This is a genomic window from Pseudomonas sp. WS 5079, assembly GCF_012985465.1.
Classification (GTDB): Bacteria; Pseudomonadota; Gammaproteobacteria; order Pseudomonadales; family Pseudomonadaceae; genus Aquipseudomonas.
In genome coordinates this window covers 77386-92185 of sequence record NZ_JAAQWN010000003.1, presented here as the reverse complement: position 1 = coordinate 92185, position 14800 = coordinate 77386, and the positions used below count along the sequence as shown (strand labels likewise).

Below are 14800 nucleotides of genomic sequence, written 5' to 3'. Positions count from 1 at the left end.
GGGTTTGCCACTGGTTGGCATGGTTATATTTAATTTCAGAATACCCCAGGCGGTGGCCATACTTCGCGTTCACCGAGAGGGGAGATTTTCCATGACTGACGATCAGCGTCATCTGCAACGCGCCGTTGCCCTGGCGCAGGACAACGTGGCCTGTGGCGGACGGCCGTTTGGCGCCGTCCTGGTCAAGCACGGCGAGGTGTTGGTGGAAGCGGTCAACCAGATCCACCTCGACCAGGACCCCACTGCCCACGCCGAGATGCTCGCCATTCGCCGCGCCAGCGAGCAACTGGGCCCACGCCTTGAAGGCTGTGTGATCTACGCCAGCGGCCAGCCGTGCCCGATGTGCCTGGGCGCGATGTATATGTGCGGCGTATCCCGCGTGGTGTTTGCCGCGAGCAATGAAATGGCCGCGCCTTTTGGCCTGTCGACCGCAGCGATTTACCAGCAGATGGGCCTGGCACTGAGCGCACAGCCCTTGCCCGTCGAGCACTTGCCTGTGCCGGCCATGCAAGCCCTTTACCGTCAATGGAAAACCCTGCATGACCCTGAATAAATCCCTCGCCGGCTGGGGCCTGCTGGTCGTGCTGGGCCTCAACCTGCGGCCGATCCTCAGCTCTATCAGCCCGTTGCTCGGGGAAATCCGCCTGGCCACCGGCCTGAGTTTCCAGAGCAGTGCCTTGCTCACCAGCCTGCCGGTGGTGTGCATGGGTCTGGTGGCGCTAGTGGGCATCCGTGTCGAGGCGCAGCTGGGCGAACGACGCGGGATTGCCCTGGGCTTGATGATGATCCTGCTGGCGTGCCTGGCGCGCTGGCTGCTGGGCCAGGCACCGGCACTGCTGGCCACGGCGTTGCTGGGCGGCGCCGGGGTAGCGCTGATCCAGGCGCTGGTGCCGGCGATGATCAAGCGCCAGTTCCACCACCGGGTGCCACTGGCGATGGGGGTGTACTCAGCCTCGTTGATGGGTGGCGGTGGCTTGGCGGCGCTGCTCAGCCCGCTGGTGGCCAGCCATTTCCAGCACTGGCAGGCCGGCCTTGGCATCTGGCTGCTGCCGGCGCTCGGCGCGTTGCTGCTGTGGGCGTGGCTGCCGTTGGGCGCGGCGAAAAACCTGCAGGTGAGCGCGCCGCTCCAGGGCCTGCGCAATCGTCGCGCCTGGTTACTGGCGCTGTATTTCGGCCTGGTGAACTGCGGGTACATGAGCATGGTGGCGTGGCTGCCGGCGTACTACCAGCAACTGGGTTGGGGCGTGCTGCCCAGCGGCTCGCTGCTGGCGTTCATGACGATTTTCCAGGTAATTGCCGCGCTGTTGATGCCGGCGCTGGCGCAACGTGGTATCGACCGCCGGCCCTTGCTGACCATCAGCCTGCTGGCCCAGACCGTGGGCTACCTCGGCCTGCTGCTGGCGCCGCTGCAATACCCGCACCTGTGGGTGGCGCTGATCGGCTTCGGCCTGGGGGCATGTTTTGCCCTGAGCCTGCTGTTGACCCTGGACCATCGCCGCGACCCACGGGAAGCCGGGCAACTGGCGGCATTCGTGCAGGGCGTGGGTTTTCTGATCAATGCCGTGTCGCCGTGGATGACCGGCTGGCTGCGCGAACTCACCGGCAGTTTTGTCAGCGCCTGGGTGGTGCTGACCGTGACGGTGATCGCAATGCTGGTGGTGACCCGGGTCTTCAGCCCGGCCACCTACCGCACAGAGCCTGCGCGCGAAGCCGCCCTGCTGTAGGAGCCGGCTTGCCGGCGATGGCGGTGGGTCAGATATCGATCCGGTGACCGATAGACCGCTATCGCCGGCAAGCCGGCTCCTACGGATGGGGGCTAGAAGTCGTAGCGCCCGGTCACCCCCAGCGTGCGCGGGGTGCCCAGCAGCCCTTCATAGCCACCGTTGCCGCCTGTCCACAGGGTGGTGTAGTAGGTCTTGTCGAAGGCGTTTTTCAGCCATAGCGACACGTCCCACTGACCCTGCTGGAAATCGCCGCGCAGGCCGGTGGACAGGTTGACCACCGCATAACCCGGGATCTGCCCGTAATCCGAATCCTCCACCGTACCCACCGCCTTGGACCGGTAGGCATAGCTTGCGGTGACGTAGGGCTCCAAACCGTTATCCAGGTTCCACTTGTATTCGCCGTTGGCGTTGGCAATCCACTTCGAGGCGCCCACCACCGGGTGCCCGCTGAGATCGCACGAGGCCGGTGCACCCGGGCGCAGGCTGACTTCCGGTGGGCATGGCGCATCTTTGTACGACAGGTAGCGCACATCGTTGAACGAGCCATTGATGTTCAGCGTCAGGCCACGGATCGGCACCAGGGTGCTTTCCAGCTCCACCCCACGCGAGCGCACGGAGCCGGCGTTGGTCAGGTACTGCACGCGGTTGCCATAGTCGTAGGCGTTGGTCTGGTAGCCGTTGACCTGGGTCCAGAACAGGTTGGCGTTGAGTTGCAGGCGACGGTCCCACAGCGTGCTCTTAAAGCCCAACTCGGCGTTGTTGGCGCGCTCGGTGCCGATCAACAGCGAGTCTGCGCCAGCGGTCGGGGCAGAGCCCACTGCCAGGTTGACCCCGCCGGATTTCTCACCGTGGGACAAGGTCGCATAGCCGAGCAAGTCATCGCTGAAACGGTAGCTGAGGTTGAGCAGGCCAGAAGGGCTGGTGCTGTACTGGTTGAGATCGCCGGAATCGTAGGCTCCGGCACGGCCACGGCGTGCGGTGGCTGCCGCGCCCGCCACGGTTGCGCCACCCAGCGGCGCGTTGCGGCTGACCGAGGCGCTTTTTTCTTCATAGGTGCCGCGCAGGCCGGCAGTGAAATCCAGGCGTTCGGTAAGGTGCCAGGTGCCCTGGGCGAACAGGGCAAAACTGTCGGTGCGGATATGCCCGTTGCCGACGCTGCTGACATTGCTCAAGGCCCCAGCAGGCGTGCCGTTCCAGATATCGGCCTGGGGCCCGTAGTAAGCGAAGGATTTGTTGTCCAGGTCGGAGCCAAAGTAGTAAGCGCCCACCACGTAATCGAAGAACCCACCGGTAGGCGAGGCCAGGCGAAACTCCTGGGACCACTGTTTATCTTCCACCGACACACCAGCGTTATACGAGGCCGGCACGTTAAGGCCGTCGTCGTTGCGCGGGGTGAAATTCCACCAGCGGTAGGCGCTGACCGAGGTCAGGGTGAAGTCGCTGGGCAGGGTCCAGTTGGCCTCAAGGGACGTGCCACCCTGGAACACTGTGACGCGCTGGTCGTTGTCCAGGTTGACCTTGCGGTGGGAGCCATTGACCAGGGTCGCCCCGGCCGCATCGGCCCGCGATTGGTAGAGGTTGGTGCCGTTGATGGTCGGGCCGGTGCTGTACAGCACGCGGGTGCCGGCGCTGGAGTCCTCTTCGTTGTAGTCGCCGATCCAGCGCAGGTTGAACGCCTCGTTGGGTTTGTACAGCAGTTGCCCGCGAAAGCCCTGGCGTGAACCGCCGTTGAGGTCGTGGCCGTTGTATTGGTTCTGGATATCGCCGTCGCTGCGGGTGCGATAGGCCGAAAAGCGCCCGGCCAGCTCATCGTTGAGCGGCCCGGAAATCGTGCCCTTGGTCTGGAAATAACCGTCTTCGCCCACCGAGGTCTCGATGCTGCGCTCCGGGGTGAAGCTCGGCGCGCGGGTGCTGATATTGATCACCCCGGCCGTGGTGTTCTTGCCAAACAGCGTGCCTTGCGGGCCGCGCAAGACCTCAAGCTGCTCGATGTCCATCAGGTCGAATACCGCCATGCCCGGGCGCCCGAGGTACACGTTATCGATATACAGCCCGACACTGCCTTCCAGGCCATCGCTGGCCGGGTTGTTGCCCAGGCCGCGAATCGACACGCTGGACTGGCGCGCATGCATGTAGGCGACGTTGACGCTGGGCACCAGTTGCTGCAAATCCTGGATCCGGTAGACCCGCTGGCTTTCCAGCGCCTGGCCACCGATCACACTCATGGGCGTGGGCACTTCCTGGGCGCTTTCGGTGCGGCGGCGAGCCGTCACGGTGACCGTTTCCAGTTGCCCGCTGGCGCTCTCGCCCTTGCGCGCGGGGGCGGGTGTTTCGGCGGCCTGGCTCGGCAACCAACTGGCACTGCCCGCCAGCAACAGCGCCAGGGGCAGGCGCTTGAGCCGCCAGGGGGAAGACGGTACAGCGGGCTTCGACACACTCATAAGCGGCTCCGGAATCGCGGAATATGCACAGTCACATATTCGATAAAGTTATTTATTTATGTTTTTACAAACATTTACTGCATAAGAGATAGCCTTTATAAGGAGTCGACCTAATGCATAGCCAATGCATTTCCCCGATATTTTTAATGTGAAAAATGCATATCGACTTGCGCCAGCTCCGTCACTTCATCGCCCTCGCCGAACAGCGCAGCTTTGTCGCGGCCGCGACCACCGTGAACCTGTCGCAATCGGCCTTCAGCCGTAGCATCCAGGCCCTGGAGCACAGTGCCGGCTGCCAACTGGTGGATCGCGGGCGCAAGGACCTGGCCCCGACCAAGCAAGGCCAGGTGCTGCTGGAACATGCACGGCGCCTGGTCAGCGGCGCGCAGCAGTTGGCCAACGAGATCAGCCAGTTCAACGGCCTGGAAGCCGGCGAGCTGCGCTTTGGCTGCGGCCCGGCCCCGGCGGCCGGGTTGATCCCGCGCGCGATCGGCAGCTTTATCGGGCGCTACCCCAAGGCTCGCGTGCAGTTCCAGGTGGATGACTGGCAAAGCCTGGGCAAGCGCCTGCTCAGCGAAGAGTTCGAATTCTTCGTCGCCGACACCCGCCACTTCGAAGCCAACCCCGACTACCAGACCCACCGCCTGCGCCCGCGCAAATGGCACTTTTGCTGCCGCAGCGGGCACCCGTTGGCCCAGCGCGAAAGTGTCAGCGCCGCCGAGCTGATGAGTTATCCCCTGGCCGTGACCATCCGCCCGCCGAACCTGCGCAAGGTCATCGTCGACCTCAGCGGCCGGCCGGACTACACGCCCAATGTCGAATGCGAGAACGGCTACAGCCTGCTGGGGGTGGTGCTGCGTTCCGACGCCATCGGTATCGTCAGCGCCAACAGCGACGTGCTGCACATGGCCCGGGGCGACTTGGTGTGCTTGAAGATCGACGGCCTGGCCGAAGACCTGGAGGAGCGTTACACCCGCTATGGCATCGTCAGTCGGGCGGGGTATCGGTTGTCGCCGCTGGCGGAGGCGATGATCGAGCAGATCAAGGAGGTGGATGAGCAGGATGAGCAGGTGTGTGAGCTGGAGAATCTTGCGGTCTGAACGACCGCTATCGCGGGCAAGCCCGCTTCCACAGGTTGATCGCATTCCAATGTGGGCTGACCATGCACCGACTGCATAAACCTCATTCCCCAAATGCACTTGCCTCACCCCCGCTTCACCGGCGAAAAACACCGCCTGTTCCCCGTTCGGTAAACCCTCATGTCCCCTGTGCGCAACGTGCTCTACATCATGTGCGACCAACTGCGTCGCGATTACCTTTCCTGCTACGGCCACGCCCACCTGCACACGCCCAATATCGATCGCCTGGCCGCCGCCGGCGTGCGTTTCAGTCGTGCCTACACCCAGGGCACGATCTGCGGGCCGTCGCGCATGTCGGCCTATACCGGGCGCTACGTCAGCAGCCATCAAGTGGCATGGAACGCCGTGCCGCTGCCCCTGGAAGAGCTGACCATCGGCGACTACCTGCGCCCCCACGGTATCCGCACCGCGCTGGTGGGCAAGACCCACGCCACGCCCAATCTCGACGCCTTGCAACGCCTGGAGATCGACCCCGACAGCGCGCAAGCGCAGCCACTCAACGAGGTCGGATTCGAGGCGTACTTTCGCCATGACGGGATCTTCCCCGACAGCCCGCTGTTCGAAAGCAAGCGCGAGTCCGCGCCCTACACCCACTACCTGCGCGAACAGGGTTATGCCGGCGCCAATCCCTGGCATGAATGGGCCAACGCCGCCGCCGGCGAAGGCGGGGAAGTGCTGAGTGGCTGGCACATGCGCAACGCCCACTTGCCGGCGCGGGTGGACGAGGCGCATTCGGAGACGGTCTACACCACCGACCGCGCCATCGACTTTATCCACGAACAAGGCGAGCAGCCCTGGTGCCTGCACCTGTCGTACATCAAGCCGCACTGGCCCTATATCGCGCCTGCGCCGTATCACGCGTTGTATGGCGTCGATCAGGTGCAGGCGCCCATCCGCGCCGAGCCCGGGCAGGCCAGCGATCACCCGGTGTACCAGGCCTTCCGCCAACACCAGGAAAGCCTGAATTTTTCTCGCGACGAGGTACGGCTACGGGTGATTCCCACCTACATGGGCCTGATCAAGCAGGTCGATGACCAGCTCGGCCGACTGTTCGATGTGCTGCACAGCACTGGCCGCTGGGATGACACGCTGATTGTGTTCACCAGCGACCATGGCGACTTCCTCGGCGACCACCACCTGGGCGAAAAAGAGTTTTTGCTGGAGCCCGCGGTGGGGGTTCCGCTGATTGTCCGCGACCCGCGTGCCGCTGCCGATATCAGTCGGGGTACGGTGGACGCGCGCCTGGTGGAAACCATCGATGCCCTGCCCACGTTCCTTGAGGCCCTGGGCCTGCCCAACGCCGAGCATCGCCTGGAAGGCCGCTCGTTGATCGCGCTGCTGCATGGCCTGGAAACCGACTGGCGCCGCTACGCCATTGCCGAGTACGACTACGCCTTCCAGGCCCCGGCCCGCGAACGCCTGGCGCAGCCGATCGACCGTTGCCGCATGACCATGGTGCGCAGCGAACGCTGGAAATACCTGGCCTATGACGGCTTTCGCGCGCAGCTGTTCGACCTCGAAAACGATCCCCAGGAACTGCACGATTTGGGCGCTGACCCGGCGTATGCCCCGGTGCGCGAAGAGCATCAGGGCTATCTGTTCGAATGGCTGCGGGGTTTGAAGCGGCGCACCACCATCAGCCACGCGGAGATTGACCTGCGTGGCCAACGGTTTCGTTATGGGGAGCCGGAAGCGGAAAAGGTGGTGCAGATCGGGGTTTGGTGACCCCCCCCCTGTGGGAGCGGGCTTGCCCGCGATAGCGGTGGATCAGCCAACACAGTTGTTAACTGACATACCGCTATCGCGGGCAAGCCCGCTCCCACAGTTGATCTCCCACAGTTGATCTGCGCTGGGCTACACGCCCTTGATGGTCTGGCTCCGCTGCCCCTGTACCCCGACCGGCACATCACCCTTGAGGGTCACGCGGCGCACGATGCGTTCCTGGGTGCCGTAGTCATCCACTGCGTAATGCTGGGTGGCGCGGTTGTCCCAGATCGCTACGTCGCCGGTGTTCCAGCGCCAGCGCACGGTGTTTTCCAGGCGGGTGACGTGGCTTTGCAGCAAGTTGAACAAGTGCGCGGAATCGGCCTGCGAGTAGCCCTTCAGGCGCTTGACGAAATGCCCCAGCAGCAAGGTCTTCTCGCCGCTGACCGGGTGTACGCGCACCACCGGGTGCTCGGTCTCGTACACCGTCGAGGTGAAGATTTTGCGGTATTCCTCGAGCTTTTCAGGCGCCACATCCGGCTTGCGCGCGGCGTAGTCGTATTCGTTGCTGTGTACCGCCCACAGGGTGTCGGCCAGCGCGCGCACTTCGGGCGTCAAGTCGTTGTAGGCGCTGGAAGTGTTGGCCCAGACCGTGTCGCCACCCGATGGCGGCGCCAGCACCGAACGCAGGATCGAGGCCTTGGGGTACGCATCGACGAAGGTCACATCGGTGTGCCAGGAGTTGGCACGATGACCACGGGCGCCATCGAGTTCCAGCAAAAACCGCGTGCCATCGCGCACCGGCACCGTGGGGTGGGCAATCGGCTCGCCGAGCAAGTGGGCAAACGCTTCCTGGCTCTGGTCATCGAGGTGAGTCTGCTGCCGAAAGAAGATCACCTTGTACTGCACCAGCGCTTGCTGGATGGCGTCGACGGTGGCGGCGTCGAGGTCGCCGGACAGTTTGATGCCCCGGATCTCGGCGCCGATACGCCCGGCGACCGGGTGGATATCCAGCGCCAGGGCGACGGGTTGAACAGCGAGTGCGGCATTGCTCATTGGATGACCCTCATGTGTCTGCTTACGGTTGGGTGACGCTGTGCCAACGCTCTATTCATATGCAATTTAGGTCTAGCAAATGAACACATGCTTCGTTGACGGAATAAGAGCTTGCATTTAAAACCTCAGCTCCCCTGGTCGCAAATGCCTTCGACCTATTTTTAAAATGCCGGGAAAGCATATGGATCTTCGCCAACTGCGCTACTTCATCGCCCTCAACGAACACCGCAGTTTTGTGCGCGCGGCCGACGCCATGGGCATCACGCAACCGGCGTTCAGCCGCAGCATCCAGGGCCTGGAACAGGAATTTGGCTGCGTGCTGGTGGACCGTGGCCACAAGGATCTGCGCCCCACCCCGGAAGGCCAGGTGGTGCTGCAACATGCCCTGAGCCTGGTGCACGGCGCCGCGCTGCTGAGCAGTGAAGTGACGCGCATGACCAAGCTCGATGCCGGCGAACTGCGCTTCGGTTGCGGCCCGGCGCCAGCGGTGAAGCTGGTGCCGGACGCGGTGGCGCGCTTCGTCAACGCGCACCCGAAAATCCGCACGCGATTTCAGGTGGATAACTGGGAAACCCTGAGCCGCAGCCTGAGCCGGGAAGAGATCGAATTCTTTATCGCCGACATCCGCCAGTTCGAAGCCGATCCGAATTTTCAGACCCAGGCGCTTTCGCCCAAGCGCGGGGTATTTTTTTGCAGGCCTGGCCACCCACTGCTGGCCAAGGACAGCCTTTCGACCAACGACATGTTCGACTACCCGCTGGCGTCGCCGCTGATCTCCCAGGGCATTCGCAAACTGCTGGCGAACCTCAGCGGGCGCATGGACTTTTCACCGAGCATCCAGACCGAACACTTCCCGGCGCTGGTGAAGATCGTGTTGCAGTCCAACGCCATTGGCGTGGGCACCGAGGAAGCCTTTGCCGAGGACATCGCCCGCGGCGCCCTGGTGCTGCTGCACTGGCGCAACCTGCCACAGAACATGGAGACCATGAGCGCGCGGTGCGGGATCGTCAGCCGCACCGGCTCGCGCTTGTCGCCGGCGGCAAAAGCGATGATCGAGACGTTGGTGGCGGTGGATCGGCAGGAGGTGGATGTGGCGGTCTGAAGGGCGCCATCGCAGGCAAGCCAGCTCCCACATTTGACCGCACTCCCATGTGGGGGCTGGCTTGCCTGCGATGAGGCCCGTTCATGCACTGTAGATTTCACTTCGCGGTCTAGCGGGCCCCTGTAGGAGCCGGCTTGCCGGCGAAAAACCTGAGCACACTGCGGGGCACCAGGCACCCCGCGTTATCGTTGAAGGCTCCTACAGTTGCGCCGCCACCAACCCCGGCACCACCCAATCACTGACCTGGAACGACTTGCGAATCAGCCGCTCCTTCGAAGCCAGATCCACCGCGTCCTGCAGCTTGCCCAGGAACACCGGATCCAACGTCGACGGGAAAATCTCACTGAGTTTCTGATCCTTCAGATCATTGGTCAGAATCACCGGCGGATAACTCGCCAGCCCCGACACCAAATCGATATACGCCTGCTTGTTGTTGTCATCGGTCAACCACTGCACCGCCTGCTGCTGCGCCTTGAGCAGCTTGGCCACCACCTCGGGATGGGCGTCGACAAACGTGCCGCTGCCCACCAGCACCGCCTGGATGCTGCCTGCGTCGCCAAGGTCCTTGGTGGTCAGGGGGATTTCGGCCAGGCCCTTGGCCTGCAATGAACTGAGGTTCGACCCGCCCCAGGTCGCATCGATCTGCTTGGCGGCCAGGGCGGCCACGGCGGCGTTGAAATCCAGGTTGATGATCTTCAGGTCCTTTTCACTCAAGCCCTGGCTGGCCAGGGCGCCGTTGAGGGACAACTGGGTGGCCGTGCCGCGAAACACCGCCACACGCTTGCCCTTAAGGTCCTGCAAGGTCTTGATCCCCGAGCCCGGCACCACGCCCAGGTATTGCTTCACCCCGCGAGCGGTGGCGCTCAACAGGCGGGTGTCGAGGCCATTGGAACGGCCGATGATCGCTGCCAGGTCGCCCAGGTAAGCCAGGTCCACCTGGCCGTTGGCAAAGGCTTCATTGATCACGGGGCCGGCACCCTTGAAGTAATTCCACTGGATCTTGATGCCCTGGTCGGCGAAGGCTTTTTCAAAGATCTGCTGGCTCCTCAGCACATCCGTCAAGCCACCACCGCTGTTCTGGGTACCGGCGCTCAGGTCGGGCACGGCGATGCGGATTTCCTTGAGGTCGGCGGCATGCACCAGCCCGGCGAGCGCGGTGCCGGCGACCAGGGTGATCAAGCGTTTAAAGGGCAGTTTCATAGCGGTGCTCCTGTGGGCGACGGTGGCCTTTGGAGCAGAAAGTACGCACAACACGATCAAAACTTTAAATACTATAAATTCACAATTTAATAGCTTTTTGGACTATGCAGCCGCAGACGCCGGTTCCAGAGGGTTATGCATCAACAGCATGGAAAATATTCTCCAAATGCATTGGATGCGTGTTGGGCAGAGGCTTTAAATGGTTTTTCTTATCCCTAAATAATCTTGATTGTTTGTTTATAAGATCAAAATCACATAACGCACTCGCCGACCACGGAGGTCTTCCATGGCCCGAATCTCACTGTTGAGCCTGCCGCTCGCCGCCCCTGCCAAGGCCGGGCGGGCACATTGGCCGAACCTGAGTGAACGCCTGCTGCCATGGCTGCTGCCACTCACGCTGTTTGCGCTGTGGTGGCTGGCCAGCCGTCAGCACTGGATGAGCGAGCAAATATTGCCCGCCCCCGCGCTGGTCTGGAGCAGCGCCGTGGAGCTGGCCGGCGGCGAGTTGTGGAGCCATTTGGCGATCAGCCTGCAACGGCTGTTCTGGGGTTTGCTCGCAGGGGTCGGCGCCGGAGCGTTGCTGGGTGCGCTGCTGGGCTTGAGTGCCCGCGCCGAGCGCCTGGTGTTCCCCACCTTCAGCGCCCTGTCGCAAGTCCCGACCCTGGCCTGGATCCCGCTGTTCATGGTGTTTTTCGGGATTGGCGAAACCCTCAAGCTGGTGGTGCTGGTCAAGGCGATTGTGGTGCCCGTGACCCTGCACACCCTGGTCGGCGTGCGCGACGCCCAGCCCGGTTTACGCGAGGCCGCGCGGGTGCTGCGCTTGCCCACGCACCTGCTGATCCGCCGGCTGATCCTGCCCGCCGCACTGCCCGCCTTCATGGCAGGTGTACGCCTGGCCCTGGCCGCCGGCTGGACCTCGTTGCTGGCCGTGGAATTGCTGGCCTCCAGCGAAGGCATCGGCTACCTGATGGTGTGGGCACGGCAGCTGTTCATGCTCGATATCGTATTTGTATGCATCGTGGTCATTGGCGTGCTGGGCGTGGCGATGGATCGCGGCATTGGCTGGCTGGATCGCAAGTGGGTGCACTGGCCCCATCCGGCGACCGCGCAGATCCGCCGTGGCCCGCGCTACCAGGGCTGGCAACGCCTGCAACCGTGGTTGCTGCCCTTGAGCCTGTTGGCGCTGTGGCAGTCGGCGACAGCCCTGGACTGGGTCGATCCCAATATCCTGGTCAGCCCGTGGACCGTGTTGTACACCACCGCCAGCGGCATATTCGATGGCAGCCTGCCCAGCGCCCTGGGCAAAAGCCTGGGACGCACCTTGAGTGGCTTGCTCCTTGGCGGCGGGCTGGGTTTTGCCCTTGGCCTGCTGTTGGGCCTGTCGCGCCGCAGTGAGCGGGTATTGGGCCCGACCCTGGCGGCGCTGCGCCAGATCGCGATTTTTGCCTGGGTACCGCTGCTTACCGCCTGGTTCGGCCTGGGGGAGTTGGCCAAGTCGGTGTTTATCGCCCTTGCCGCGTTTTTCCCGCTGTTTATCGCCACCCAACGCAGCGTGCTCAACCTCTCGCCGCAGCTCAATGAAGCCGCCCAGGTGCTGCGCCTGAGCCTGGCCCTGCGCCTGCGCCGCCTGGTGCTGCCGGGGGCGGCGGCGGGCATTTTTGCCGGGCTGCGCCTGAGCCTGATCTACGCCTGGCTGGGCACCATCGGCGCGGAATATTTCATGCCGTCCAATGGCGGCATCGGCAGCCTGATGATCGGCGCCCAACAGCTGCTGCGCATGGACCTGATCATGAGCGGCATGCTCCTGGTCGGCCTCACGGGCGCGGCACTCAACCTTATCGGCCAACGCATCGAAACCCGCGCCACGCGCTGGAGACACGCATGACTGCACCTATCGTCAGCTTCAACCATGTGGGCAAGACCTTCGACGTCGATGGCTTCGAGCTGGAGGCCATCCGCGAATTCAACCTGGACATTGCCGAGGGCGAGTTCGTCGCGATTGTCGGTTCCAGCGGCTGCGGCAAATCCACCTTGCTGCGCCTGCTGATCGGCCTGGATACGCAGTTTCGCGGCGAAATCCGCGTCGATGGCAAGGCCGTGCAAGGCATCGGCGGCGAGCGCGGCATCGTGTTCCAGGAACACCGTTTGTTCCCGTGGCTGACGGTGGCAGAAAACATCGGCCTGGGCCTGGTCAACGAGCCTTTGAGCGAGGCCCAGCGCCAACAGCGCATCAGCGATTTTATCGAACTGGTGGGCCTCACCGATTTCACCCGCGCCTACCCACACCAATTGTCCGGCGGCATGGCACAACGGGTGGCAATCGCCCGTGGCCTGGTGGCCAGCCCGCGCATCCTGTTGCTGGACGAGCCCTTCGGCGCCCTCGACGCCCTGACCCGCCAGCAGATGCAGGATGAACTGCTGGCGATCCGCGCCCGCGCCAGAATCACCACGGTGCTGGTGACCCACGATGTGGAAGAAGCGATTTTTCTTGCCGACCGCGTGGTGGTGATGGAGCCCCGGCCCGGGCGGATCAAGCAGGTGGTGGATATCGCCCTGCCCCATCCGCGCCAGCGCAGCAGTTTCGACTTCCACCAATTGCGCGAAGAACTGCTGCACGAGCTGATCAGCGACGACCATTACCAGCCGCCGCTGCGTGAACAGATCCGTGACCTGCCCCTGGCGTTTATTGCCTGCTGATTGAGGAGTGTCTTGATGTCGCAACGTCCCAACTTTCTAGTGATCCTGGCCGATGACATGGGCTTCTCCGACCTTGGGGCCTTTGGCGGGGAGATCTCTACGCCGCACCTGGACGCCCTGGCGCTCAACGGCCTGCGCCTGACCGATTTTCACACCGCGCCCACCTGCTCGCCGACCCGTTCGATGCTGCTCACCGGCACCGACCACCATATCGCCGGGATCGGCACCATGGCCGAGGCGCTGACCCCGGAGCTGATCGGCAAGCCGGGCTATGAGGGCTACCTCAACGACAAGGTGGTGGCCCTGCCCGAACTGCTGCGCGACGCCGGCTACCAGACCCTGATGAGCGGCAAATGGCACCTGGGACTGACCGCCGAACTGGCGCCCCACGCCCGGGGTTTCGAGCGCTCGTTCTCGCTGCTGCCGGGGGCGGCCAACCACTATGGTTTCGAGCCGCCCTACGACGACACCACCCCTGGCCTGCTCAAATCCACCCCGGCGCTGTATATCGAGGACGACCGGTTCGTCGAGCAATTGCCCGAAGGTTTCTATTCCTCGGATGCCTTTGGCGACAAGCTTTTGCAGTACCTCAAGGAACGCGACCAGGCCCGGCCGTTCTTCGCCTACCTGCCGTTTTCCGCCCCGCACTGGCCGTTGCAGGCGCCGGTAGAGATCGTCGACAAATACCGTGGCCGCTACGACGCCGGTCCCGAGGTGCTGCGCCTGGAGCGCCTGGAAAAACTCAAGGCCCTGGGGCTGATCGATGCCGAGGTCGAGCCCCATCCGCTGATCGAGCTGAACACCCAGTGGGCGGCCCTGAGCGATGAACAACGCCAGGTCTCGGCGCGGGCCATGGAAGTGTATGCGGCGATGGTCGAGCGCATGGACTGGAACATCGGCCGGGTGGTGGAGTACCTGCGCCAGCAGGGGCAACTGGACAATACCTTCATCCTGTTTATGTCCGACAACGGCGCCGAGGGCGCGCTGCTGGAAGCCTTCCCCAAATTCGGGCCTGAGCTGCTGACTTACCTCAACCAGCATTACGACAACAGCCTGGGCAACATCGGCCGCGCCAACTCCTATGTCTGGTATGGACCGTCCTGGGCCCAGGTGGCGACCGCGCCGTCGCGCCTGTTCAAGGCCTTCACCACCGAAGGCGGGATCCGCGTGCCGGCGCTGGTGCATTACCCGCAGTTGGCACTCAAGGGTCGGATCAGCCATGGCTTTGGCACGGTGATGGATATCACCCCGACCATTCTCGACCTGGCCGGCGTGCGCCACCCCGGCAAACAGTGGCGCGGCAAGCCGATTGCGCCGCTGCGAGGCAAGTCGTGGCTGGGCTTTTTATCTGGGGAAACCGCGCAGGTGCACGACGAACATACCGTCACCGGCTGGGAGCTGTTCGGCCGCCGGGCGATTCGCCAGGGGCAGTGGAAGGCGGTGTACATCCCAGGGCCCGTGGGGCCGGCGACCTGGCAGCTGTATGACTTGGGCAGGGATCCTGGAGAGATCCATGACCTAGCGTTGAGCCAGCCGGAAAAGCTGGCGACCTTGATTGGCCATTGGCAGCAGTATGTGGAGGAGACCGGGGTGGTGCTGAGTGCTTCGCCGTTTCAGCCGGACTGAGGTTTTTCAGTGTCTGGGCTGGCCCCATCGCGGGCAAGCCCGCTCCCACATTTTTTGATTTGTGAATACATTCGAATGTGGGAGCGGGCTTGCCCGCGATGGGGCCAGTGA

Annotated in this window: 11 protein-coding genes; 8 read left to right on the top strand and 3 right to left on the bottom strand. The window is 63.5% G+C overall.

All coding sequences use genetic code 11. The annotated features are described in order from the left end of the window. Positions 1-91 precede the first annotated feature (91 nt). Positions 92-553, top strand: coding sequence for a nucleoside deaminase (locus tag HBO05_RS09190; protein WP_172312425.1), 462 nt, complete (start codon positions 92-94; stop codon positions 551-553). Beyond that, the gene (locus HBO05_RS09185; protein WP_172312424.1) at positions 540-1724 is read left to right on the top strand and encodes a CynX/NimT family MFS transporter; all 1185 of its coding nucleotides are present in this window, start codon (positions 540-542) and stop codon (positions 1722-1724) included. The genes HBO05_RS09190 and HBO05_RS09185 overlap by 14 nt, the downstream gene beginning before the upstream one ends. 92 nt (positions 1725-1816) lie before the next feature. Here the strand turns inward: HBO05_RS09185 and HBO05_RS09180 are convergent, their stop codons facing one another. Next, entirely contained in the window at positions 1817-4165 is a 2349-nt protein-coding gene (locus tag HBO05_RS09180) for a TonB-dependent receptor (protein ID WP_172312423.1), read from the bottom strand. A 155-nt stretch (positions 4166-4320) separates the two neighbouring features. Here HBO05_RS09180 and HBO05_RS09170 point away from each other — a divergent pair, with 155 nt between their 5' ends. Both HBO05_RS09170 and HBO05_RS09165 read left to right on the top strand, forming a co-directional pair. Then, positions 4321-5265 (top strand): LysR family transcriptional regulator, encoded by a 945-nt coding sequence (locus HBO05_RS09170; protein WP_169953935.1) that lies wholly within the window; start codon positions 4321-4323, stop codon positions 5263-5265. 159 nt (positions 5266-5424) lie between these two features. Then, positions 5425-7029, top strand: a complete 1605-nt coding sequence (locus HBO05_RS09165; protein WP_172312422.1) for an alkaline phosphatase family protein — start codon at positions 5425-5427, stop codon at positions 7027-7029. 129 nt (positions 7030-7158) lie between these two features. On the opposite strand, the gene HBO05_RS09160 is transcribed toward HBO05_RS09165, so the two are convergent. After that, on the bottom strand, positions 7159-8064 hold the full coding sequence (locus HBO05_RS09160; RefSeq protein ID WP_169953937.1) for a TauD/TfdA family dioxygenase: 906 nt from the start codon (positions 8062-8064) through the stop codon (positions 7159-7161). 181 nt (positions 8065-8245) lie between these two features. On the opposite strand from HBO05_RS09160, the gene HBO05_RS09155 reads away from it, so the two are divergent. After that, positions 8246-9166, top strand: a complete 921-nt coding sequence (locus tag HBO05_RS09155; protein WP_169953938.1) for a LysR family transcriptional regulator — start codon at positions 8246-8248, stop codon at positions 9164-9166. A gap of 198 nt (positions 9167-9364) precedes the next feature. Here the strand turns inward: HBO05_RS09155 and HBO05_RS09150 are convergent, their stop codons facing one another. Next, positions 9365-10366, bottom strand: coding sequence for an ABC transporter substrate-binding protein (locus tag HBO05_RS09150; protein ID WP_169953939.1), 1002 nt, complete (start codon positions 10364-10366; stop codon positions 9365-9367). Positions 10367-10652: 286 nt separating this feature from the next. On the opposite strand from HBO05_RS09150, the gene HBO05_RS09145 reads away from it, so the two are divergent. Genes HBO05_RS09145 through HBO05_RS09135 form a run of 3 tightly spaced genes read left to right on the top strand, consistent with a single transcriptional unit; the run spans position 10653 to position 14689 of the window. Beyond that, positions 10653-12251: an ABC transporter permease subunit gene (locus HBO05_RS09145; protein WP_172312421.1), complete on the top strand. Its 1599-nt coding sequence runs from the start codon at positions 10653-10655 to the stop codon at positions 12249-12251. After that, positions 12248-13063 carry an ABC transporter ATP-binding protein gene (locus tag HBO05_RS09140; RefSeq protein ID WP_169953941.1) on the top strand — a complete coding sequence of 272 codons (816 nt, stop codon included), beginning with the start codon at positions 12248-12250 and terminating at the stop codon, positions 13061-13063. Before HBO05_RS09145 ends, HBO05_RS09140 begins: the two co-directional genes overlap by 4 nt. Before the next feature lie 15 nt (positions 13064-13078). Next, the gene (locus HBO05_RS09135) at positions 13079-14689 is read left to right on the top strand and encodes an arylsulfatase (protein WP_172312420.1); all 1611 of its coding nucleotides are present in this window, start codon (positions 13079-13081) and stop codon (positions 14687-14689) included. Positions 14690-14800: the final 111 nt, after the last annotated feature.

What these genes read in the sequence shown, in the direction of transcription:
- HBO05_RS09190 (WP_172312425.1), top strand. Translation starts at nt 92, where the DNA reads ATGACTGACGATCAGCGTCATCTGCAACGCGCCGTTGCCCTGGCGCAG.
- HBO05_RS09185 (WP_172312424.1), top strand. Translation starts at nt 540, where the DNA reads ATGACCCTGAATAAATCCCTCGCCGGCTGGGGCCTGCTGGTCGTGCTG.
- HBO05_RS09180 (WP_172312423.1), bottom strand. Translation starts at nt 4,165, where the DNA reads ATGAGTGTGTCGAAGCCCGCTGTACCGTCTTCCCCCTGGCGGCTCAAG.
- HBO05_RS09170 (WP_169953935.1), top strand. Translation starts at nt 4,321, where the DNA reads ATGCATATCGACTTGCGCCAGCTCCGTCACTTCATCGCCCTCGCCGAA.
- HBO05_RS09165 (WP_172312422.1), top strand. Translation starts at nt 5,425, where the DNA reads ATGTCCCCTGTGCGCAACGTGCTCTACATCATGTGCGACCAACTGCGT.
- HBO05_RS09160 (WP_169953937.1), bottom strand. Translation starts at nt 8,064, where the DNA reads ATGAGCAATGCCGCACTCGCTGTTCAACCCGTCGCCCTGGCGCTGGAT.
- HBO05_RS09155 (WP_169953938.1), top strand. Translation starts at nt 8,246, where the DNA reads ATGGATCTTCGCCAACTGCGCTACTTCATCGCCCTCAACGAACACCGC.
- HBO05_RS09150 (WP_169953939.1), bottom strand. Translation starts at nt 10,366, where the DNA reads ATGAAACTGCCCTTTAAACGCTTGATCACCCTGGTCGCCGGCACCGCG.
- HBO05_RS09145 (WP_172312421.1), top strand. Translation starts at nt 10,653, where the DNA reads ATGGCCCGAATCTCACTGTTGAGCCTGCCGCTCGCCGCCCCTGCCAAG.
- HBO05_RS09140 (WP_169953941.1), top strand. Translation starts at nt 12,248, where the DNA reads ATGACTGCACCTATCGTCAGCTTCAACCATGTGGGCAAGACCTTCGAC.
- HBO05_RS09135 (WP_172312420.1), top strand. Translation starts at nt 13,079, where the DNA reads ATGTCGCAACGTCCCAACTTTCTAGTGATCCTGGCCGATGACATGGGC.